This is a genomic window from Streptomyces sp. NPDC001851, assembly GCF_040297165.1.
GTDB lineage: Bacteria > Actinomycetota > Actinomycetes > Streptomycetales > Streptomycetaceae > Streptomyces.
In genome coordinates this window covers 21,874-43,169 of the sequence record NZ_JBEOYR010000007.1, presented here as the reverse complement: position 1 = coordinate 43,169, position 21,296 = coordinate 21,874, and the positions used below count along the sequence as shown (strand labels likewise).

The following is a 21,296-nucleotide window of genomic DNA, read 5'->3' as shown; positions in this document are numbered from 1 at the left end:
ACCGGGAACACAGCTCACTCGCTGTAACGTCGATTGGGTGCGTACCGAACGAAACCTCACCCGGCGTCTGGACCGGGTGTTCGCCAGACTCGACCGTGAGCCGGAACGACCGGCCCACATCGATGTGCCAAGGATGAGCCGGCACCGGGTCGTTCTCTTCACCGCGACCCTGGCTTTCTACCTGGCGATCGTGTGGGCCGTGGTGATCACGTCCTGGCTGGTCCGGCTCGACTGGCAGGTCATGTTCTTCCGGCCGTACCAGCAGTGGCCGCAGATCCACGCCTTCCTCGACTACTACGTGGTGCTCGGCCAGCGCGGCCCCACCGCGGTGATGGTCGCGGCCTGGCTCGGCTGGCGCTCCTGGCGGCAGCACACGCTGCGCCCGCTGCTCACCCTGGCCACCTCCCTGCTGCTGCTGAACATGACGGTCGGCGCCGCCAAGCTCGGGATGGGGCGCCTCGGTCCGCACTACGCGACCGTGATCGGCTCGAACGAGATGGGCCAGGGCGGCGATATATTCCCCAGCGGCCACACCGCCAACGCGGTGGTGACCTGGGGCATCCTGGCCTATCTGGCCTCCACCCCGAGAGCGCGCCGCTGGCTGTCGGCACTGTCCGCGATCACGGCGCTGGGCGTCGGCCTCACCACCGTCTACCTCGGTACGCACTGGCTGAGCGACGTCCTGCTGGGCTGGGCCGCGGGCCTGCTGATCCTGCTCGCCCTGCCGTGGTTCGAGCCGCTGATCGCCTGGGTCGAGACCACGGTGTTCGGTCTGCGCGACTTCGTGCGCGAGCTCCTGCGCGACCTCCTGCGCACCCGCCGCGGCCGCCCGGTGCCCGAACCGGCCGTCCCGGTCACGCCGGTGGTGTTCAGGCCGCGGGCCACACCGGCCGAGCAACCGGCCCCGGCACGCGAGCCGGTCGCCTCGACCCGTGCCTCCAGAGGGCTGGCCCATCTGGCCCCGGGTCCGCACACGACCCGTTCGGAACGCACCCCGGTCACCCCCGCGGGCAGCCGCCGCCCACCCCACGCCGACCACCGCCCACCCCGCGGCACCACCCAGCCGGCCCGCCCGCTGACCGGCGGCTGACGGCACGAAGGCCGGCGGGGCCGGTACGCACAACCGCCCCGCACCACGACGAAGGCCCCGCATCCCCGAGGAGGGAAACGGGGCCTCGGCCATACCGGCGACCCGCCGCGACGGGCCCGCGGACGAAGGACCCGCTACCCCTTCCAGGCGCGGGCGACGAGACCGTCCCGCACCTCGAAGTTCAGCCGCCCCGCCCGGTACTCCATGGTGACGACCGCCCCCGGCGGCAACGACCGCACCGTCGACCACCCCCGCTGCCGGGCGAGCCGCTCGGCGTGCGCGGCGTCGAGGCCGACGTACCCGTCCGGACTGTCCTGGGGCTCCGCTGGCGGAGTGGGAATCGGTGCCATGCCGCCACGCTACCCCGCGGCGCAGGGTAAGAGTCCTATCAGACTCCCGTCACACTTCTGTCACAGCTTCCCGGCCGAGGTATCCCTCGTTCCCCTTCACACGTACGAGGGTTTCCGCAGGCCTCAGCGGGGCTATCGGCCGGAATTCACGGGTCGCGCAGCACCCCTCCAATTACCCCGGGAAAAGCGCTGCAGTGGCGATCGGGACGGCTCCGGAGTGGGATTCCCCGTGCAATCCGGTGCCCCGTCACGGCAGCTGACGCCCCCACGGGTATTTCACCGGTTCGACACATGACCGCCATGCGCCGCCGGCGGGGCGGGCGCCGCGGCCAGAGCCGCGTCCAGCCGGTCCCGGACGCTCCTGATCGCCTCGGTCAGCTCGGCGGGCTCGATCACCTCGAAGGGGAAGCCCAGCATCATGACGTGGACGACCATCACGTCCAGGTTCGCCGCGCCGGAGCGCAGGACGCACGCGTCCGCGCCGTCGGCCTCCAGCGTGCCGGCGGACGGTGAGATCCGCTCGGCGGCCTCGTGCAGCGGCACCAGCAGCCGTACGGCGGAGTGCGTGGCGTACGCGCGCGTGGAGACGCCCTTCGAGACATAGGCGGCCAGGTCCTCGGCGGGCGGCTCGCGCGGGACGAAGCGGGGCCCGTGCGGCGGCCTGGGGGTGATCCGGTCGACGCGGAACGTCCGCCAGTCCGCCCGGTCGACGTCCCAGGCGACCAGGTACCAGCGCCGCTCACTGCACACCAGCCGGTGCGGCTCGACGGTACGCCGGCTGGTGGTGCCGTCGTGGCTCCTGTACGCGAAGCGCAGCAGCTCGGCGTCCCGGCACAGGTGCGCGAGCTCCGTGAGCAGCGCCGGGTCGACCGGCGACACCGGCGGGCCGCTTCTCGTCATCGGCACGGTGAAGGCGTTCAGGGCGCTCACCCGGCGGCGCAGCCGGTTCGGCAGCACCTGCTCCAGCTTGGCGAGGGCGCGTACGGAGGTCTCGCCGATGCCCTCGATGCCCTGGCCCGCGGCGGTGCGCAGGCCGACGGCCACGGCGACGGCCTCGTCGTCGTCCAGCAGCAGCGGCGGGAGTTCGGCGCCCGCGCCCAGCTGGTAGCCGCCGCCGGTGCCGGGGCTGGCGTTGACCGGGTAGCCCAGTTCGCGCAGCCGGTCCACGTCCCGGCGGACCGTGCGCGCGGTGACGCCGAGCCGGTCGGCGAGTTCGGCGCCGGACCACTCGCGATGGGCCTGGAGCAGCGAGAGCAGGCGCAAAAGACGTGCCGAGGTCTCCAACATGGGGCCGAGTCTGCCAGGGCATGCGGACAGCCGCTGTCCTCGTCGGGGACAGCGGCTGTCTCGGGCGGACCGGGCGGGGCTCAGAGCGCGAGGCGCTGGCCGGGCACGATCAGGTCGGGGTCGTCGCCGATGACCTTCTTGTTGGCGGCGTAGATCCGCTGCCAGGTGGTCCCGTGCCGGGTGGCGATGGCGCTCAGGGTGTCGCCCTCACGGACGGTGTAGTCGCCGCGGGAGGCGCTGCGGCCGGTGTGGGCCGCCGGGCGCTGCGGGGCCGTCGCCGGGGCGGACTTCACCGGGGCGGACTTCGTCGTCGCGCCGCCCTGGGGGGCCGCCGTACCGGAGGAGCCGCCGCGGTCGGCCGCGGGAGCGGCGCCATAGGCTCCGGCGCGGCCCGAGCAGACCGGCCAGGCGCCCCAGCCCTGGGCCTCCTGGACCTTGGTGGCGACGGCGATCTGCGCGCTCCTGGAGGCCTGGTCGGCCGTCGGGGCGTAGGCGGTGCCGCCGTACGCGCGCCAGGTGCCGGCGGAGAACTGGAGCCCGCCGTAGTAGCCGTTGCCGGTGTTGATGTGCCAGTTGCCGCCGCTCTCGCACTGGGCGATGCGGTCCCACACCCCGTTGTCCGCCGCTGCGGCGTTGCCGGTGGCGGCCAGCAGGCCCAGTGGGGCCAGCAGGGCGGCTCCGGCGAGCGCGGCCGTCGTACGGCCCTTGCGGGCGCCGTCGTGACGGGCGGTGCTGCGGGTGGTATCGGCACACTCGGACATGTAATTCCCTCTCCACGAACCCGGGCTCCCCCAGGCGGAGCACGCCTCGCCGCGCAGGAGCGCGACCGGTCGTGCCCGCCCCGTCCGCGTGGCCGGTGCCGGCGTGGTGCTCTGCCGGTGCCGGCCGTCGGACGTACCCGAGCGGTGCTCGTTGCACACGGCGGAGGAATGTAGGGAGGTCGAGCGGCCGGAATCAACCAACTCACCGTCAGTCCAGGCCAGTTGCCCGTTACCGCGAGTATCGGCGATTTTCAGCCACCCACTACATGCGCTGATTTCCCGATTTTTCGACCACCGACTGAAGCGATCTGTGACTCACCTCACCGCGCCAAGTTCCTTGACGTGGCGAGGAGTTGACTTCGAGTAGCGGATTCCGCACACAAGGTGACCGTGCGCGCTGCTTGGTTCGAACCGGTCGCCCTTGAGGCGTGACTCCCACCACAGGACGCCCGTTGTCTCCTTCATGAGCCCGGAACCCCGGGGCTCATCGGCCGGGAGCCACCCGGCCGACCCAGCACCGCATCCCGAGGGAGCCACCGTGCCGCGCATGCTCGACGTCAGTGACGCCGTACGCGCCGAGATCGGCGACGAAGAAGCCGACCGGCTGCTCGCCGGAGAGAACGCCCCGGGCAGTTACGACTGCACGTCCTGCCGCACGCCGGGCGACTCCGAGCAGGAGCGCACCAGCACCGTTCTGTTCGTCGGCGACGAGACCGCCGTCCTCGCCTTCGCCCACGCCAGCTGCCTGCCCTCCCAGGTCGTCCAGGTCACCGAGGAGCAGCTGCAGGGCGCCGTCCGTTCCATCGGCGGGATGGCCGGCGAGGCCGCCGGGGGCGCGCCGCAGCAGGCCGCGGCCGAGCCGGCGGTGCTCGGCGTGACCAGCGGTCTCGTCCTGGTCGAGGGCGAGTTGCACCCCGCGCTCGTCGTCGAGCCGACCTCGCCGATCGTGCGTCCGGGCACGACCGGGACCGGCGACGACTTCCTTCCGCTCCTGATCGAGCAGGGGTTCATGCCGGTGACCGAGCTGGCGTCGGTGCCGCCGGTGCTGCACGGCTGGTCGGTGCTGCTCGCCGCGGGCCAGCTGCACGCGGTGCTGCAGCCGTCGGCGGGCGGCGGGCAGCCGGTCGCCTGGTGGCAGGCGCATCAGCCGCTGCAGGTGACGGACAGCTGGCGGGCCGCCGCCAACAAGCACCAGCAGGTGCTGATGTTCGCGGCGCCGGTGGGGTCGATCGGGCGGCAGCCGCGGGAGGACCTGCTGCGGGACTCTCTCGACAAGGCGGCGGCGAACGGGAAGCTGGTCGCTGCGGCGCTGCCTCTCGCGGGGACGTGAGGGGCGCCTCATGGGCGGGGGCTGCACGCAGTCCGGCGGCTGCGGGCGCATCGCGGCTCGCCGCGCAGTTCCCCGCGCCCCTCAGGGGGTTGCGGTGACCGCATCTCTTTGAGGTTCCGGTCGTTTGGACATACGTGCACGCATACGACACTCCACCCCGCCGGTCATCCTTCTCCACCATCCCCTCTGCCCGAACGGGGCAGGAAGGGGCTGGTGGTGCCTCGGCCACGCCGATCTACGACTCGCTCTACGCGGAGTGGGTCAAGAGCTTCCGTACCCTGCCGGGTGACCGGAGCGGGGAGGAGGGGCTGAGGTTCAGCCCCTTCGGTCAGCTTCCGGACCGTACGGGCGGGTACGGCGGCCACCGGGCGGGGTCGTTCAGCAGCTCGTACAGCGCCTACAGCGCGGGGGCCTACAGCGCACGGCAGCAGTCGCAGTGGCAGCGGATCGGCACGCTGGGGCGGCAGCAGCACGACACGGGGATGCAGCACGTGCCGGCGGCGCTGCCGCCGGGGCCGCGCCGGGGTATGTGACCGGCGCACGGTGAAGGGCGGCACCTGGCGGACCAGGTGCCGCCCTTCGCGTCGTACCGGCGTTACTTCTTCTTCGTGCCGCGCTTCTCGCGCACCCGCACCGAGATGTGGATCGGGGTGCCCTCGAAGCCGAACTCCTCGCGCAGGCGGCGCTCGATGAAGCGCCGGTAGCCCGCCTCGATGAAGCCGGAGGCGAAGAGGACGAACCGCGGGGGCTTGGTGCCGGCCTGGGTGCCGAACAGGATGCGCGGCTGCTTGCCGCCCCGGATCGGGTGCGGGTGGGCCGAGACCAGCTCGCCGAGGAAGGCGTTCAGGCGGCCGGTGGGCACCCGGGTCTCCCAGCCGGCGAGGGCGGTCTCGATGGCCGGGACCAGCTTCTCCATGTGGCGGCCGGTGCGGGCCGAGACGTTCACCCGCGGGGCCCAGGCGACCTGGCCCAGCTCGGTCTCGATCTCGCGCTCCAGGTAGTAGCGGCGCTCCTCGTCGAGGGTGTCCCACTTGTTGTAGGCGATGACCACGGCGCGGCCCGCCTCGACGGCCATGGTGACGATCCGCTGGTCCTGCACGGAGATGCTCTCGGAGGCGTCGATCAGGATGACGGCGACCTCCGCCTTCTCCACGGCGGCCGCCGTACGCAGGGAGGCGTAGTAGTCGGCACCCTGCTGGAGGTGGACGCGCTTGCGGATGCCCGCCGTGTCGACGAACTTCCAGGTCACACCGCCCAGTTCGATCAGCTCGTCGACCGGGTCGCGGGTGGTGCCCGCCAGTTCGTTGACGACGACGCGCTCCTCGCCGGCCACCTTGTTCAGCAGGGAGGACTTGCCGACGTTCGGACGGCCGATCAGGGCGATGCGGCGGGGGCCTCCGATGGCCGTGCCGAAGGACTGCTCGGGCGCGTCCGGCAGGACCTCCAGGACGGCGTCCAGCATGTCGCCGGTGCCGCGGCCGTGCAGGGCCGAGACCGGGTGGGGCTCGCCGAGGCCCAGGTTCCACAGGTAGGCCGCGTCGGCCTCGCCGCTCGGACCGTCGACCTTGTTGGCGCACAGCACGACCGGCTTGCCGGCCTTGCGCAGCAGCCGTACGACGGCCTCGTCGGTGTCGGTCGCGCCGACCTTGGCGTCCACGACGAAGACGACCGCGTCGGCCGCCTCGATCGCGTACTCGGCCTGCGCGGCCACGGAGGCGTCGATGCCGAGGACGTCCTGCTCCCAGCCGCCGGTGTCGACGACCTTGAAGCGGCGGCCGGCCCACTCGGCCTCGTAGGTGACGCGGTCGCGGGTGACGCCCGGCCGGTCCTCGACGACCGCCTCGCGGCGGCCGATCATCCGGTTCACCAGGGTCGACTTGCCGACATTGGGGCGGCCGACGACGGCGAGCACGGGCAGCGGTCCGTGGCCCGCCGCCTCGATGGCGCCCTCGACGTCCTCGATGTCGAAGCCCTCTTCCGCGGCGAGCTCCATGAACTCCGCGTACTCGGCGTCGCCGAGAGCCCCGTGGTCGTACTCGTGCTCAGCCGAGTCGCCGGGCTGGATGTCGTCGTTCATGTAGTCCGTACCTCGTCGTTCTTCGTGGTGATCGGTGGAAGGGCCCTGATGGGATGAACCCCGTGGGCTGATCCACTACTCAAGTGTCGCCTAGCGCCCGGTCAGGCGCCTGGCGTTTTCCAGGTGGCTGGTGAGCTGCTTCTGGATGCGCTCGGTCGCCTCGTCCAGCGCCCTGCGCGTACGCCGCCCGCTCCCGTCGCCCGCGTCGAAGGGGTCGCCGAAGACGACGTCGACGCGGGAGCGCAGGGGCGGCAGCCCCTTTATCAACCGTCCGCGCCTGTCGGTGCTTCCCAGTACGGCGACGGGCACGATCGGCGCCCCGCTGCGTACCGCGAAGTAGGCGAGCCCGGCGCGCAGCGACGCGAAGTCGCCCTCGCCCCGGGTGCCCTCCGGGAAGATGCCCAGCACTCCGCCGTTCTCCAGCACGCCGAGGGCCTGGGTGATCGCCGTGCGGTCGGCGGTGGCGCGGTCCACCTTCAGCTGGCCGATGCCGGTCAGGAAGGGGTCCAGGGGGCCGACGAAGGCTTCCTTCTTGATCAGGAAGTGCGTCGGCCGGGGTGCCACGCCCATGACCATCGGGCCGTCGATGTTGTGGGAGTGGTTCACGGCGAAGATCACCGGGCCGGTGGCCGGCACCTTCCAGGCGCCGAACACGCGCGGCTTCCACAGGCCGTACATCAGGCCGACGCCGATGCGCCGCCCGACCTCGGCGCCCCGCGGCGAAGCAACCGGCGGTCGGTTCACTCGCCGGCCCGCTTCTCCTCGACCAGGGTGACGACGCACTCGATGACCTGGGCGAGGGTGAGCTCGGTGGTGTCCACCTCGACCGCGTCGTCGGCCTTGGCGAGGGGCGAGGTCTTGCGGCTGGAGTCGGCCGCGTCCCGCTTGATCAGCGCCTCGCGGGTGGCGTGCACGTCGGCGCCCTTCAGCTCGCCGCTGCGGCGGGCCGCGCGGGCCTCCGGGGAGGCGGTGAGGAAGATCTTCAGGTCGGCGTCGGGGAGGACGGTCGTACCGATGTCACGGCCCTCGACGACGATGCCGTTCTCCGCGCCGGCGGCGATCGAGCGCTGCAGCTCGGTGATCAGGGCGCGCACCTCGGGCACCGCGCTGACCGCGCTGACCTTGGAGGTGACCTCCTGGGTGCGGATCGGGCCGGCCACGTCGACGCCGTCGACCGTGATGGTCGGCTTGTCCGGGTCGGTGCCGGAGACGATCACCGGCTTGCCGGCGACGGCCGCGACGGCGGTCGGGTCCTCCAGGTCGATGCCGTTGTTCACCATCCACCAGGTGATCGCCCGGTACTGGGCGCCGGTGTCCAGATAGCTCAGGCCGAGCTGCGCGGCGACGGCCTTCGACGTGCTCGACTTGCCCGTGCCGGAGGGGCCGTCGATCGCGACGATCACGGGCTTGGCGGTCGGGGCGGCGCCGTTTTCCACGGAGGGACACCTTCCTGGTGCGGTGCTGGCGGGGGGCGGGGAGCGAGAGCGCCCTGCACAAGGTTACTGGGTGCGGGTCACTCGTCCGGACGCACGCGGGATCCCGGGCCCGGTGCTACTGCCGCAGGGCCCACCCGCGCTCCCGCAGTGCCTCCTTCAGGACGGCCGCCGCCTTGGGCTCGACCGAGAGCTGGACCAGACCGGCCTGCTGCCCGGTGGCGTGCTCGATGCGTACGTCCTCGATGTTGACCCCGGCCCGTCCCGCGTCCGCGAAGATGCGGGCCAGCTGGCCGGGCTGGTCGTCGATGAGCACGACGACGGTCTCGTACACCCGCGGCGCGCTGCCGTGCTTGCCGGGTACCCGCACCTGGCCCGCGTTGCCGCGGCGCAGCACGTCCTCGATGCCGGCGCTGCCCTCGCGCCGCTTGGCCTCGTCGGAGGACTGCAGGGCGCGCAGGGCCTCGACGGTCTCGCCCAGGTCGGCGGCGACGTCGGAGAGCAGGTCGGCGACCGGACCCGGGTTCGCGGACAGGATGTCGATCCACATGCGCGGGTCGGAGGCGGCGATCCGGGTGACGTCCCGGATGCCCTGCCCGCACAGCCGTACGGCGGCCTCCTCGGCGTGCTCCAGGCGCGCGGCGACCATGCTGGACACCAGGTGAGGCATGTGCGAGACCAGGGCCACGGCGCGGTCGTGGGCGTCGGCGTCCATGACGACCGGGACGGCCCGGCAGTGCGAGACCAGCTCCAGGGCGAGGTTGAGCACCTCGGTGTCGGTGTCCCGGGTCGGGGTGAGCACCCAGGGCCGGCCCTCGAAGAGGTCGCCTGTCGCGGCCAGCGGGCCGGACTTCTCCCGGCCGGACATGGGGTGCGTGCCGATGTAGGCCGTGAGGTCGAGGCCGAGCGCCTCCAGCTCGCGGCGCGGGCCGCCCTTGACGCTGGCCACGTCCAGGTAGCCGCGGGCCACGCCCCGGCGCATGGCGTCGGCGAGGACGCCGGCCACATGGGCGGGCGGGGCGGCCACGACCGCCAGGTCGACCGGGCCGTCGGGGGCCTCGTCGGTGCCGGCGCCCAGCGCGGCGGCCGTCCGGGCCTGCTCGGGGTCGTGGTCGGCGAGGTGGACGACGACGCCGCGCTGGACGAGGGCCAGGGCGGCGGAGGTGCCGATGAGGCCGGTGCCGATGACGAGTGCGGTTCTCACTGGGCGATGTCCTTGCGCAGGGCGGCCGCGGCGCCGAGGTAGACGTGGTGGATGCCGGCGCGGGGCTGGTCCGACTCGATGTGCGCGAGGAGCCGTACGACCCGGGGCATGGCGCCCTCGATGTCCAGTTCCTGGGCGCAGATCAGGGGCACGTCGACGATGCCGAGCTTGCGGGCGGCGGCGGCCGGGAAGTCGCTGTGCAGGTCGGGGGTGGCCGTGAACCAGATGCTGATCAGGTCGTCGGTGGTCAGCCCGTTCCGCTCCAGGACCGCGGTGAGCAGGGCTCCGACCCGCTCGTCCATGTGCCCGGCCTCGTCCCGCTCCAGTTGGACGGCCCCCCGGACCGCTCGTACCGCCACGGCGTCGCTCCCTGCTGACGTGCGGATCTGTTCTTGGTCCGTCCAGCGTAGTCAGCCCGCGCGGACACGGCGCACGGCGCCCGATCGCTGAGACGATGCGGCTGTTCCGGTATGTACCGGTTCGATCCCTTGTTTTCCCGTCTGGATGGAGTGGTGACATGAACCAGCCCGCGACGCGGCGCACGGCTTTGGCGACGGGCACGGCGGCCCTCGCCGCGGGATGCGTCGGATGCGGCGGCGGCAACGGCGGGAGTTCCCCGGCGTCCGCGTCCGCGGTGCCCTCCTCCCCGGCCCCCGCCTCCCCGGCCCCCACTTCCCCGGTCTCCGACTCCTCCGACGAGAGGGCGCTGGCGAGCACGCGCGACATCCCGGAGGGCGGCGGCAAGGTCTTCGGGGAACACAAGATCGTCGTCACTCAGCCGAAGAAGGGTGAGTTCAGGGCCTTCTCGGCGGTCTGCACGCACATGGGCTGCACGGTGAGCAAGGTCGCGGACGGCACGATCGACTGCCCGTGTCACGGCAGCAGGTTCCGCATCGCCGACGGCGCGGTGGCCCACGGCCCGGCGACCAGGCCGCTGCCGAAGAAGTCGATCAAGGTGGAGGGAAATTCGATCCACCTGACGTGAGGGGTCCGCGTACGCTCCCCGCATGCAGCCCGAGACCCTGGTGCGCGACCACACCGTCTACGCCTGTGTCATGGGGTCCCGGGCCTTCGGTCTGGCGACGGACACGAGCGACACGGACCGCCGGGGTGTGTTCCTCGCCCCGACTCCCCTGTTCTGGCGGTTCGAGAAGCCGCCCACGCATGTGGAGGGCCCGGGGGACGAGCAGTTCTCCTGGGAGCTGGAGCGGTTCTGCGAGCTGGCGCTGCGGGGCAACCCGAACATCCTGGAGTGCCTGCACTCCCCGCTCGTGGAGCACCTGGACGACACCGGCCGGGAGCTGCTGTCGCTGCGCGACGCCTTCCTCTCCCGCCGGGCCCACGACACCTTCACCCGGTACGCCCTCGGCCAGCGCAGGAAACTGGACGCCGGCGTCCGTACGACGGGCGCCCCGCGCTGGAAGCACGCCATGCACCTGCTGCGCCTGCTGATGACCGCCCGCGACCTGCTGCGCACCGGCGAGCTGCGGATCGACGTCGGCGACCAGCGGGAGCCGCTGCTGGCGGTGAAGCGGGGCGAGGTTCCCTGGACGGGTGTCGAGGCGTGGATGGCCCGGCTGGGGGCGGAGACGGAGCGGGCCCTGGAGCGCACCCCGCTGCCGCCCGAGCCGGACCACGCGCGCGTGGCCGACTTCCTCTTCCGGGTCCGCCGGGACTCAGCCCTGCAGACGGACGCGTATGACGAAGTCGTGCAGGGCGTCGTACGCGGCGGGAGCGTCCGGCAGGGCTGAGGCGGCCTGGGCCTCGTCGAGCACGGCGTGCAGCCGCTCCACGTCGGCCTGCACGCGCGCGTGCTCGACGCCGGCCGCCCCGTGCTCCCGCTCGCCCTTGGCGGCTATCAGGTCGGGCACATAGCCGGGCGCGTCGACCAGCTCCAGGAGCGTGGGCAGGTGCGCCTGGACCTCGCCGCTGCGCATGAGGTGGATACCGGTGAGCAGCACCCGGAACGTGTAGAGCAGCGGCTTGAGTTCGCCGGTCTTCTCGAACAGGCGCCACTGGGTCACCGCGAAGCCCCGGTAGTGGTGGGCGTGGTGACCGGTGAGGACGTCGGGGGCGAGCGCGGCCAGCTCCCGGTGCGTGTCCCCGGTGTGCACGACCAGCGGGGAGAGCAGCTGCTCCAGCACATAGCCGTTGCGGCGCAGCATCAGCCGGACGAACTTGCGCAGGTCATGGGTGACGAGGTCCAGCTCGACGCCGTAGCGCACCCAGGTCCGCGAACGGGTCTCCTCCGGCTCGCGCAGGCCGACGAGATCGGCCGCGGGGAGCAGGTGGACGCCCCGCAGGTCCACGTCCGAGTCCTGCGAGGGGAAGCCGTACAGATGGGCTCCGGAGACGGTCGCGAACAGCAGGGGGTCGGGCTGTTCCGCGACCACGGGCTTCAGGTCGATGTCGAGGTCGTCGATCATGGGCCTAAGCGTCCCAGAGCGCACCCAGCGCCAACAGATCGCCCCGGTACTCGATCCGTTCCGCCCAGTCGGCGGGCCAGGCATCCGCGCCCAGCCAGGCGCCCGCGAAGGCGCCGGTGAGGCAGGCGATGGAGTCGGAGTCGCCGGAGGAGCAGGCGGCCCGGCGCAGGGCGGTGACGGGCTCGTCGGGGAAGAGGAGGAAGCACAGCAGACCGGTGGCGAAGGCCTGCTCGGCGATCCAGCCCGCGCCGGTGGCCAGGCACGGGTCGGTCTCCGGGGAGACCGTCCGTACGGCCGCCTGGAGCCGGTCGAGGACGGCCAGGCACTCGTCCCAGCCGCGCGCGATGAAGTGCTCGGGGCCGGGGTCCTGGGAGCGGGTCCACAGGTCGCCGAGCCAGGTGTGGTCGTAGTGCGTGCGGTGGTCGAGGGCGTAGGAGCGCAGCCGGCCGACCAGGCCCGTCGGATCGACGCCCTGCGCCAGCAGGTGGACTGCGTGAGCGGTGAGGTCGGAGGCGGCGAGCGCGGTGGGGTGGCCGTGGGTGAGGGCGGACTGCAACTGGGCGGCGCCGGAACGCTGTTCGTCGCTCAGACCGGGGGCGAGTCCGACGGGGGCGACCCGCATGTTGGCACCGCAGCCCTTGGAGCCGACCTGACTGGCGTCCTGCCAGGCCCGGCCCTCCTCCTTCAGCAGGCCGCACGCGGTCAGGCAGGTGTTGCCCGGGGCGCGGTTGTTGTCCGGGGAGTCGTACCAGTCCACGAACTCCTCCCGCAGCGGCCGCTCCAGCCGCTTCGGGGCGAGGTACCCGCGCTCCATGGCCGTCCTGAGCGCCCGCCCGACGGCGAGGGTCATCTGGGTGTCGTCGGAGACGAAGGCGCGCCGCGGCAGCTCCATCTCCCGCCAGGGCCCGCACTTGGCGAGGATCTGCGGCACGTCGTTGAACTCGGTCGGGAAGCCGAGGGCGTCCCCGAGGGCGAGGCCGAGGAGTGCGCCGGTCGCCGCGTGTTTCGGCATGTGAATCACCATCCCCCTTTATCGTCATCCTGACCATAAAGGGAAATGGTGATCACGGCAAGGGCGTTTCGGGGATCGGCTTAGAGGTCGACTTCCTTCATCAGCATGCCGACCTCCGTGTTGGACAGGCGCCGCAGCCAGCCCGACTTCTGGTCGCCCAGGGTGATCGGGCCGAAGGAGGTGCGCACCAGCTTCTCCACCGGGAAGCCGGCCTCCGCCAGCATGCGCCGCACGATGTGCTTGCGGCCCTCGTGCAGGGTCACCTCGACCAGGTAGTTCTTGCCGGTCTGCTCGACCACCCGGAAGTGGTCCGCGCGCGCGTAGCCGTCCTCCAGCTGGATGCCGTCCTTCAGGCGCTTGCCGAGGTCGCGCGGGATCGGGCCCACGATGGCCGCGAGGTAGGTCTTCTTCACGCCGTACTTCGGGTGCGTGAGGCGGTGCGCCAGCTCGCCGTGGTTGGTGAGCAGGATGACGCCCTCGGTCTCGGTGTCCAGCCGGCCGACGTGGAAGAGACGGGTCTCGCGGTTGGTGACGTAGTCCCCGAGGCACTGGCGCCCCTCGGGGTCCTCCATGGTGGAGACGACACCGGCGGGCTTGTTGAGCGAGAAGAACTGGTACGACTGCGTGGCGACCGTCAGGCCGTCGACCTTGACCTCGTCCTTCTCCGGGTCGACCCGGCGGCCCTGCTCCAGCACGATCTCGCCGTTGACCTCGACCCGCGCCTGCTCGATCAGCTCCTCGCAGGCCCGCCGCGAGCCGTAGCCGGCGCGCGCGAGGACCTTCTGCAGCCGCTCGCCCTCCTGCTCGGCGCCCGGGAAGGTCTTGGGCAGCTTGATGTCCTTCTTGCCCGCGTACCGCTCCCGGTTGCGCTCCTCGGTCCGCGTCTCGTACTCGCGCGAACGCGAGGGCGCCGTCCGGTCACCGGAGCGCCGGCCCTGCCTGGGGCCGCCCTTGGCGCCACCGCGGGCCGAGGCGCCGCGGCCCGACTTCGGGCCGTCCTGGGTGGCGCCGGGACCCACGTCGTAACGCCGCTCCTCCGGGCGCGGCTTCTTCGGACGGCCGCCCGGCTTGTCGTCGCGGTTGTTCCCGGCACCGCGGTAGCTACCGCGGCCACCGCTGCTCCCGCCGCGGCCGCCGCTGTTGCCACCACGGCTCCCGCCGTTGTTTCCGCTGCTGTTCCTGCCGCTGCTGCTTCGCATCAAAGTTCCGTCTGGTCGTCTGCGTCCTCGTAACCCGGCGCGTCGGGCGCGTCCGGGTCGAACGACGGAACCCCTTCCTGGGTCTCGGCCTCGATCGCCTCCGCCTCCGGGAGGAAGGGCGCGAGCTCCGGAAGCTCGTCCAGGCCACGCAGGCCCATCCGCTCCAGGAAGTAGTTCGTCGTCCTGTACAGGATCGCACCTGTTTCGGGTTCCGTGCCCGCCTCCTCGACCAGACCGCGCTGCAGCAGGGTGCGCATCACGCCGTCGCAGTTGACCCCGCGTACGGCGGAGACGCGGCTGCGGCTGACCGGCTGGCGGTAGGCGACCACCGCCAGGGTCTCCAGCGCGGCCTGGGTGAGCCGGGCGGTCTGGCCGTCCAGGACGAGCCGCTCGACGGCCGGGGCGTACTCGGCGCGGGTGTAGAAGCGCCAGCCGCCCGCGACGTACCGCAGCTCGAAGCCGCGGCCCTGGACGGTGTACTCGTCGGCCAGCTCCCGCAGCGCGTCCGCGACCTGCCGCTTCGGCCGCTCCAGCAGCTTCGCCAGGTGGTCCTCGGTCGCGGGCTCGTCCACGACCATGAGCATGGCTTCCAGGGCGGGCTTGAGGTCGAGACCGGACACGTCCCGCAACCCGGCCGGAACCCCCGTGGTCTGCTCGCTCACGGCTTCTTCTCCTCCTTGGGCGGCTCGGGCGGCCGGTCGAACTCGTCGGTGACCATCGGTGCCGTGTCGGCGTCCCCGCCGGTCCAGCGCACGAGCAGTTCCCCGAGCGCGGCCTCCTGCTCCAGGGCGACGGCCTTCTCGCGGTACAGCTCCAGCAGGGCGAGGAACCGGGCCACGACGGTGAGGGTGTCGTCGGTGTCCTCGACCAGTGCGCGGAAGCTCGCCTCCCCCAGCTCCTTCAGCCGCGCCACCACGATCCCGGCCTGTTCCTGCACGCTGACCAGCGGGGCGTGGATGTGGTCGACGTAGACCTGCGGCCTGGGCCTGGGCTGCATCGCCTTGACCGCGAGCCTGGCGAACCCCTCGGGGCCGATGCTGATGACGACCTCGGGCAGCAGCTCGGCGTGGTGCGGTTCCAGGCCGACGGTACGGGGCCGGCGGCGGGCCTCGTCGTCGAGGCGCCGGTTGAAGATGTCGGCGATCTGTTTGTACGCGCGGTACTGCAGCAGCCGCGCGAACAGCAGGTCCCGGGCCTCCAGCAGCGCGAGGTCGGCCTCGTCCTCGACCTCGGCGGCGGGCAGCAGCCGGGCCGCCTTCAGGTCCAGCAGGGTGGCGGCCACGACGAGGAACTCGGTCGTCTGGTCCAGGTCCCAGTCGGGCCCCATGGCCCGGATGTGCGCCATGAACTCGTCGGTGACCTTGGAGAGGGCCACCTCGGTGACGTCCAGCTTGTGCTTGGAGATCAGCTGGAGGAGCAGGTCGAAGGGGCCCTCGAAGTTGGCGAGCCGGACCTTGAAGACACCGTCGCGGGGTTCCTCGGGTTCGGGAACGTGCGATTCCGGTTCGGGAACGTGCGGTTCGGGTTCCGGTGCGGGAACGTGCGGTTCCGGTTCGGGAACGTGCGGTTCGGGTTCCGGTGCGGGAACGTGCGGTTCCGGTTCCGGTGCGGGTACGACCCCCGGGCCCCGCCCCAGCGCACGCCGACGGCCGGCTCCGGCGCCGGGGAGGGGAACGTCGTTCGAGGTCATGGCCCCCGCAGGCTACCCCTACCGCCCCCGCAGCCGCCGTACCAGGATGCTCGCGTCCCCACGGGACTCCAGGTCGGCCAGGACCACGGCCACCGCCTCGCGGACGATGCGCCCGCGGTCGACCGCGAGACCGTGCTCGCCCCGCAGCACCAGCCGGGCGTGCTCCAGGTCCATCAGCTCCTCGGCCGAGACATACACCGTGATCTTCTCGTCGTGCCGCTCGCGCCCACTGGGCCGCCGCGCCGCCGCCCGCCCCCGCTTGCGCGGCTGAGCGACCCCGGCGCCTTCCTGCGCCGTCTGCCGCCTGGCCGGCCGGGTACGGGACTCGCCGGCGTCGGCGGGTTCCGCCTCCGCCGCGGTGTGTTCCGCGCCCTCTCCGTCGCCGCCCTGGACGGGCACCGACTGCGGCGCGTCCTCGGCGGCGGCCATGTCGTCGCTCTCCCCCGCGGGAGCCGGCACCCGGGCCTCACCGTTGGCCCCGCGCCGGGGAGTCGACGGCTGAAGTGCCATCCCCCCTGTCGTACGGAAGAGTTCGTCGGCCCCGGGCAGACTCACTCGGCGTGACACCGGGCGAGCACCTCCCTGGCGAGCTGGCGGTAGGCGGCGGCACCGACGGAGTTGGAGGCGTAGGTGGTGATCGGCTCACCGGCGACCGTGGTCTCCGGGAAGCGGACCGTGCGGCCGATGACCGTGTGGTAGACGTGGTCGTCGAAGGCCTCGACCACACGGGCCAGGACCTCGCGGCTGTGGACGGTGCGCGAGTCGTACATCGTGGCGAGGATGCCGTCCAGTTCCAGCTCGGGGTTGAGCCGCTCCTGGACCTTCTCGATGGTCTCGGTCAGCAGGGCCACCCCGCGCAGGGCGAAGAACTCGCACTCCAGCGGCACGATCACCTTGTGAGCGGCCGTCAGGGCGTTGACGGTGAGCAGGCCGAGCGAGGGCTGACAGTCGATCACGATGTAGTCGTAGTCGGACATCAGCGGCTTGAGCGCCCGCTGGAGGGTCGACTCGCGCGCGACCTCCGAGACCAGCTGGACCTCCGCGGCCGACAGGTCGATGTTGGAGGGCAGCAGGTCCATGTTGGGGACCGCCGTCTTCAGCAGGACCTCGTCCGCGGACATGCCCCGCTCCATGAGCAGGTTGTAGACGGTGAGGTCGAGTTCCATCGGGTTGACGCCGAGTCCCACCGACAGCGCGCCCTGCGGGTCGAAGTCCACGAGCAGCACGCGCCGGCCGTACTCCGCGAGCGCGGCACCCAGGTTGATGGTCGACGTCGTCTTGCCGACGCCGCCCTTCTGGTTGCACATCGCGATGATCGTCGCGGGGCCGTGGTCGGTCAGCGGGCCCGGGATCGGGAAGTACGGCAGCGGGCGTCCGGTCGGCCCGATGCGCTCACGGCGCTGGCGGGCCGCGTCGGGCGCGAGCGTGGCCGCGTACTCCGGATCGGGCTCGTACTCGGCGTCGGGGTCGTAGAAGTGCCCCTCGGGCAGTTCGTCGTAGTCGGCGAAGTGGTTGTGGGGCGCGCCACTTCCGTCGCCGGCCATGGCGTTCACGTGATGGCCATCCATGCTCTGGTGTGCTGTCCGGGCGGTCTGCGGTCCCGGACTCTGGTGGGCTGCGAAGGTGCGCACAGCTACGGAGCCGACAGCCTCGAATCCCGTGGGGCCCTGGCCCCGTACCGGCATTCCTGGTTGACCACCCCCGGGAGAAAATGTCGACTCATTCACAAGTCGTCTTACCTCCTTGGTGACCAGGAAACTTCTAGACAAGGTCAGCGTGGCACCATGCCGACGGTTGGCGACTCTATGGCGTGTCGGCGGTCCGCAGCAACACAATCCGCCGGACCCGGCAGGATGTGTCGGCAATGAAACATCCCGCTGTCAAGGGCGTACGGCCGTCGCACAGCAGGTTTCACCGGTGTGCGAATCGGTCGAAGGGTTACGTTCGAGGCGAGTTGACCGAGAGTCGCAAAGTGACCATACACACATCCGGCCGGACCTTGTCGGGCAAGGTCCGGCCGGGCGTGCGCTGTTGACGAGTCGTGTTGACGAATCGCCTTTTGGGTCAGCCGAGCAGGGACTCCAGCTCCACGTGCTCAAGGCCGTGTGCCTCTGCGACCTCCTTGTAAACGACCTTGCCGTCATGGGTGTTGAGTCCCTTGGCGAGCGCGGCGTCGCGGCGCAGCGCCTCGACCCAGCCGTTGTTGGCGAGGGAGACGATGTACGGAAGCGTCGCGTTGGTGAGGGCGTTGGTGGAGGTGTTGGGCACCGCGCCGGGCATGTTGGCGACGCAGTAGAAGACCGAGTTGTGCACCTGGAAGGTGGGCTCGGCGTGCGTCGTCGGGTGGGAGTCCTCGAAGCAGCCGCCCTGGTCGATCGCGATGTCGACAAGAACACTTCCGGGCTTCATGCGGGCCACCAGCTCGTTGGTGACCAGCTTCGGGGCCTTGGCGCCCGGGATGAGGACCGCGCCGATGACGAGGTCGGCGTCGAGGACGGCCTTCTCCAGCTCGAAGGAGTTGGACATGATCGCCTTGACCTTCGTACCGAAGATCTTGTCGGCCTCGCGCAGCTTGTTGATGTCGCGGTCGAGCAGGGTCACGTCGAAGCCCATGCCGACGGCGACCTGGGTGGCGTTCCAGCCGGAGACGCCGCCGCCGATGACCACGCACTTGGCGGGGGTCACGCCCGGGACACCGCCGGGGAGCACGCCACGGCCGCCGGCCGCGCGCATCAGGTGGTAGGCGCCGACCTGCGGGGCGAGGCGGCCCGCGACCTCGGACATCGGGGCGAGCAGCGGCAGCGCGCGGTTCGGCAGCTCCACCGTCTCGTAGGCGATGGCCGTGGTGCCGGACTCGATGAGCGCGTCCGTGCACTCCTTGGAGGCGGCCAGGTGCAGGTAGGTGAAGAGGATCTGGTCCTTGCGGAGGCGGTGGTACTCCTCCGCGATGGGCTCCTTGACCTTCAGCAGCAGGTCGGCGGCGGCCCACACCTCGTCGGCGGTGTCGAGGATCCCGGCGCCGGCGGAGACGTACTCCTCGTCCGTGATCGAGGAGCCGAGGCCGGCGCCCCGCTCGATGACGACCTGGTGGCCGTTGCGCACCAGCTCGTGCACACCGGCGGGGGTGATGGCCACCCGGAACTCGTTGTTCTTGACCTCGCGGGGGATGCCGACCTTCACGTCGATCACGGTCCTTGGCTCAGAGGGTATGGGGGGTGCATTACAAGACATACCCAGGCATGCAGGGCACACCGGGAGACACCGCAGGAGAACGTGCGGCAGAGCCAGTCTAATGAAGGCGTTCCGCGTGTCTAGCCTTTCATTGCATCAATCTTCAGGAGGTGTACTGCGGATTTCGCAGGCGTTAGCGTCTTGATTCGGACTTGCCTCGCTGTCCTGGGCCTCCTCGTCCAGCATGCGCCCGGCCGCCGCGCGGTGCAGACGGGCGGCGGTGGGGTCGCCGAGGTGCTCCAGGGTGTCGGCCAGCCGCAGCTGCACCGCGGCCTGCAACCGGACGTCCTCGGCACGCCGCGCCCACTCCACCGCCTCCTGGCAGGTGCGCAGCGACTCCTCGAACCGCCCGGCGTACTCCTGCACCCGGGCCAGCTCGCTCAACGCCCGCGCGTGGGCCGCCACATCGCCACTCCTGCGGTGGCCGGCGACGGCGGCCCGCCAGTTCCTGAGGGCCTCGCCGTAGCGGCCCGCGTAGGTGTGCGTGGCGGCGATCCGGCCGTACAGCCGGGCGACCTGCTCGCGCTCGCCGCGGGCCAGCCGCTCGGCGAGGGCCCGGCCGAACCAGTCGGCGGCCCGGTCGTAGTCCCCCAGCTCCTGGTACGCGCCACCTACGGATTCCATCGCGCGGCCGGTGGCGTACGGGTCGTTCGCCCTGCGTCCGGCATCCAGTGCCAGCCGGTACCGGGCCAGCGCCGCCCGGGTACGGCCGGTCTGCGCGTCCACATCGCCGAGGTTCAGCAGCGCCGCGGCCTTCTCCCGGACCAGGCCGCGCCGCTCGGCGACATCCAGGACAAGGCTGTGCACATCGTAGAGATCGGCGGCCGCGGCCTGGGTGCCGACATGCGCGACCATGGCCCTGACCAGCTGGGACATCAGCCGCCGGGCCAGGGTGTCCAGCTCGCCGTCGGCCACGGCGAGACGCGCGGAGGCCAGCAGCGCGGGCCGCCGGACGAGCAGCCAGTCGGCGGCCGCCCGGGGATTGGGGAAGCGGATCTCGCGGGGCATCGCGTTCAGCTTCTCCCGGGCCTGGGGGCTGTCCGTCTCGGTGATCGCCCGGCAGGACTGCAGCAGCCGTACGGTCCGCTCCAGCATCCGGGCCCGGGCCAGCTGCAGCTCCGCGGGCCGCTCCTGGCTCTCGGCGAGTGCGCGCAGCAGCGGGTGCAGACAGCCGGGGACGTCGTACAGCGGCAGCGGGGAGTCCACGGCGCGCAGCAGACCGAGGGCGACGAAGTCGTCCAGGACGGCGCGGGCGGCGCCGACCGAGCAGCCGGCGAGGGCCGAGGCCGTGTGCGGGTCGATCAGGCCGGCCGGCGCGAGGGAGAGCAGCGGCAGCATCCGGGCGGCCGGACCGGGCAGCTCGCCGCGGACATGCCGGAAGACGCGGGCCAGCGGGGTGCCGTCCGTGCCGTCGTCGGCGGTGTGCAGCCGCTTGGCGAGGTCGGAGACGGCCGACTTGGGACGGGCGGCGAGCCAGCCGCCGGCCAGGACGAGCGCGGCCGGATGGCCCTGGCAGGCCTCGACCAGGCTCTCGGCGGAGCGCGGGTCGACCGTGATGCGGACCGCGCCGGTGTAGCGGGTGAGCAGTTCCACCGCGGACTTGGTGTCCAGGCCGCCCAGGGTGCAGGGCCGGACGTCCGCGATGCCGGTGAGCGGGCCCGAGGAGACGGCCACCACCAGGCAGTCCGGGGCTTCCGGGAGCAGTGCGTCGACCTGCTCGGCGCCGGCCGCGTCGTCCAGCAGCAGCAGGGCGCGCCGGTCGGCGAGGGCGGTGCGCAGCGCCTCGGTCAGGTCGTCCTCGGCGGCGCCGGCCGGGGCGGGCAGCTCCAGCGCGGCGAGCAGCTCGCGGGCGGTGCGGGCGAGGGGGACGGGGGTCCCGTCGGGCTCGCTGAGCCGGGCCCGCAGCACCCCGTCGGGGTAACGGTGCGCCACCTGCCGTACGAGTTCCTCGGCGAGCGCGGTGCGGCCGGAGCCGGGGCGCCCCGCGATCAGCAGCACGCGCGCGCGGGGTGCCTTGCGGCCCGAGAGGGTGTCCAGGCCGGCGCGCTCGATGTCGGCGCGCAGCTCCTTCAACTCCCTTGTACGGCCCAGGAATCGGTCGTCCGCGTCCGCGTGCGCCGACAGCCGCACGAAGCCTGTGTCCACCGCCTGATCCGTCACGGGCCACACTCCCGTCCCACCGCACGCGCGAGCCCGCCGGATCTTC

The 21,296-nt window shown here is 72.0% G+C and carries 22 protein-coding genes; 5 read left to right on the top strand and 17 right to left on the bottom strand.

Going from position 1 to position 21,296, the window contains the following annotated elements; genetic code table 11:
• The first annotated feature begins 37 nt into the window (after positions 1 to 37).
• Positions 38 to 1,090 carry a phosphatase PAP2 family protein gene (locus tag ABT171_RS11785; RefSeq protein WP_351242434.1) on the top strand — a complete coding sequence of 351 codons (1,053 nt, stop codon included), beginning with the start codon at positions 38 to 40 and terminating at the stop codon, positions 1,088 to 1,090.
• A 134-nt stretch (positions 1,091 to 1,224) separates the two neighbouring features.
• Here the strand turns inward: ABT171_RS11785 and ABT171_RS11780 are convergent, their stop codons facing one another.
• From ABT171_RS11780 to ABT171_RS11770, 3 genes are all read right to left on the bottom strand, one after another.
• On the bottom strand, positions 1,225 to 1,440 hold the full coding sequence (locus ABT171_RS11780; RefSeq protein WP_351242432.1) for an I78 family peptidase inhibitor: 216 nt from the start codon (positions 1,438 to 1,440) through the stop codon (positions 1,225 to 1,227).
• A 276-nt stretch (positions 1,441 to 1,716) separates the two neighbouring features.
• The gene (locus tag ABT171_RS11775; protein ID WP_351242430.1) at positions 1,717 to 2,727 is read right to left on the bottom strand and encodes a helix-turn-helix transcriptional regulator; all 1,011 of its coding nucleotides are present in this window, start codon (positions 2,725 to 2,727) and stop codon (positions 1,717 to 1,719) included.
• A gap of 80 nt (positions 2,728 to 2,807) precedes the next feature.
• The gene (locus ABT171_RS11770) at positions 2,808 to 3,488 is read right to left on the bottom strand and encodes a LysM peptidoglycan-binding domain-containing protein (protein ID WP_351242428.1); all 681 of its coding nucleotides are present in this window, start codon (positions 3,486 to 3,488) and stop codon (positions 2,808 to 2,810) included.
• A gap of 538 nt (positions 3,489 to 4,026) precedes the next feature.
• Here ABT171_RS11770 and ABT171_RS11765 point away from each other — a divergent pair.
• Both ABT171_RS11765 and ABT171_RS11760 read left to right on the top strand, forming a co-directional pair.
• Positions 4,027 to 4,818 carry a DUF8842 C-terminal domain-containing protein gene (locus tag ABT171_RS11765; RefSeq protein WP_351242426.1) on the top strand — a complete coding sequence of 264 codons (792 nt, stop codon included), beginning with the start codon at positions 4,027 to 4,029 and terminating at the stop codon, positions 4,816 to 4,818.
• A 134-nt stretch (positions 4,819 to 4,952) separates the two neighbouring features.
• Positions 4,953 to 5,351 carry a hypothetical protein gene (locus ABT171_RS11760; protein ID WP_351242424.1) on the top strand — a complete coding sequence of 133 codons (399 nt, stop codon included), beginning with the start codon at positions 4,953 to 4,955 and terminating at the stop codon, positions 5,349 to 5,351.
• Between the two features lie 62 nt (positions 5,352 to 5,413).
• Here the strand turns inward: ABT171_RS11760 and der are convergent, their stop codons facing one another.
• From der to aroH, 5 genes are all read right to left on the bottom strand, one after another.
• Positions 5,414 to 6,895 carry a ribosome biogenesis GTPase Der gene (gene der, locus ABT171_RS11755; protein ID WP_351242422.1) on the bottom strand — a complete coding sequence of 494 codons (1,482 nt, stop codon included), beginning with the start codon at positions 6,893 to 6,895 and terminating at the stop codon, positions 5,414 to 5,416.
• A 90-nt stretch (positions 6,896 to 6,985) separates the two neighbouring features.
• Entirely contained in the window at positions 6,986 to 7,678 is a 693-nt protein-coding gene (locus tag ABT171_RS11750; RefSeq protein ID WP_351242420.1) for a lysophospholipid acyltransferase family protein, read from the bottom strand.
• Entirely contained in the window at positions 7,636 to 8,331 is a 696-nt protein-coding gene (gene cmk, locus ABT171_RS11745) for a (d)CMP kinase (RefSeq protein WP_351242418.1), read from the bottom strand. The genes ABT171_RS11750 and cmk overlap by 43 nt, the downstream gene beginning before the upstream one ends.
• A 115-nt stretch (positions 8,332 to 8,446) precedes the next feature.
• Complete coding sequence (locus tag ABT171_RS11740; RefSeq protein WP_351242416.1) at positions 8,447 to 9,532, bottom strand: prephenate dehydrogenase; 1,086 nt, start codon at positions 9,530 to 9,532, stop codon at positions 8,447 to 8,449.
• Entirely contained in the window at positions 9,529 to 9,891 is a 363-nt protein-coding gene (gene aroH / locus ABT171_RS11735) for a chorismate mutase (RefSeq protein WP_351242414.1), read from the bottom strand. The genes ABT171_RS11740 and aroH overlap by 4 nt, the downstream gene beginning before the upstream one ends.
• Before the next feature lie 158 nt (positions 9,892 to 10,049).
• Here aroH and ABT171_RS11730 point away from each other — a divergent pair, with 158 nt between their 5' ends.
• Both ABT171_RS11730 and ABT171_RS11725 read left to right on the top strand, forming a co-directional pair.
• Entirely contained in the window at positions 10,050 to 10,517 is a 468-nt protein-coding gene (locus ABT171_RS11730; protein WP_351242412.1) for a Rieske (2Fe-2S) protein, read from the top strand.
• Between the two features lie 22 nt (positions 10,518 to 10,539).
• Positions 10,540 to 11,283 carry a nucleotidyltransferase domain-containing protein gene (locus tag ABT171_RS11725; RefSeq protein WP_351242410.1) on the top strand — a complete coding sequence of 248 codons (744 nt, stop codon included), beginning with the start codon at positions 10,540 to 10,542 and terminating at the stop codon, positions 11,281 to 11,283.
• On the opposite strand, the gene ABT171_RS11720 is transcribed toward ABT171_RS11725, so the two are convergent.
• The 9 genes from ABT171_RS11720 to ABT171_RS11680 all read right to left on the bottom strand — a co-directional run bounded on the left by ABT171_RS11720 (position 11,209) and on the right by ABT171_RS11680 (position 21,250).
• The gene (locus ABT171_RS11720; RefSeq protein ID WP_351242408.1) at positions 11,209 to 11,958 is read right to left on the bottom strand and encodes a nucleotidyltransferase domain-containing protein; all 750 of its coding nucleotides are present in this window, start codon (positions 11,956 to 11,958) and stop codon (positions 11,209 to 11,211) included. The genes ABT171_RS11725 and ABT171_RS11720 overlap by 75 nt on opposite strands.
• Positions 11,959 to 11,962: 4 nt before the next feature.
• Positions 11,963 to 12,970 carry an ADP-ribosylglycohydrolase family protein gene (locus ABT171_RS11715; RefSeq protein WP_351242406.1) on the bottom strand — a complete coding sequence of 336 codons (1,008 nt, stop codon included), beginning with the start codon at positions 12,968 to 12,970 and terminating at the stop codon, positions 11,963 to 11,965.
• An 80-nt stretch (positions 12,971 to 13,050) separates the two neighbouring features.
• Complete coding sequence (locus ABT171_RS11710) at positions 13,051 to 14,169, bottom strand: pseudouridine synthase (protein ID WP_351242404.1); 1,119 nt, start codon at positions 14,167 to 14,169, stop codon at positions 13,051 to 13,053.
• Positions 14,169 to 14,831 (bottom strand): SMC-Scp complex subunit ScpB, encoded by a 663-nt coding sequence (gene scpB / locus ABT171_RS11705; RefSeq protein ID WP_351242402.1) that lies wholly within the window; start codon positions 14,829 to 14,831, stop codon positions 14,169 to 14,171. The genes ABT171_RS11710 and scpB overlap by 1 nt, the downstream gene beginning before the upstream one ends.
• The gene (locus ABT171_RS11700; RefSeq protein WP_351242400.1) at positions 14,828 to 15,859 is read right to left on the bottom strand and encodes a segregation and condensation protein A; all 1,032 of its coding nucleotides are present in this window, start codon (positions 15,857 to 15,859) and stop codon (positions 14,828 to 14,830) included. The genes scpB and ABT171_RS11700 overlap by 4 nt, the downstream gene beginning before the upstream one ends.
• Before the next feature lie 18 nt (positions 15,860 to 15,877).
• The gene (locus ABT171_RS11695) at positions 15,878 to 16,426 is read right to left on the bottom strand and encodes a hypothetical protein (protein ID WP_351242398.1); all 549 of its coding nucleotides are present in this window, start codon (positions 16,424 to 16,426) and stop codon (positions 15,878 to 15,880) included.
• Positions 16,411 to 17,544: a ParA family protein gene (locus ABT171_RS11690; RefSeq protein WP_351242396.1), complete on the bottom strand. Its 1,134-nt coding sequence runs from the start codon at positions 17,542 to 17,544 to the stop codon at positions 16,411 to 16,413. Before ABT171_RS11690 ends, ABT171_RS11695 begins: the two co-directional genes overlap by 16 nt.
• 379 nt (positions 17,545 to 17,923) lie before the next feature.
• Positions 17,924 to 19,048, bottom strand: coding sequence for an alanine dehydrogenase (ald, locus tag ABT171_RS11685; RefSeq protein WP_351242394.1), 1,125 nt, complete (start codon positions 19,046 to 19,048; stop codon positions 17,924 to 17,926).
• A 138-nt stretch (positions 19,049 to 19,186) separates the two neighbouring features.
• Positions 19,187 to 21,250 (bottom strand): tetratricopeptide repeat protein, encoded by a 2,064-nt coding sequence (locus tag ABT171_RS11680; protein WP_351242392.1) that lies wholly within the window; start codon positions 21,248 to 21,250, stop codon positions 19,187 to 19,189.
• Positions 21,251 to 21,296 lie beyond the last annotated feature (46 nt).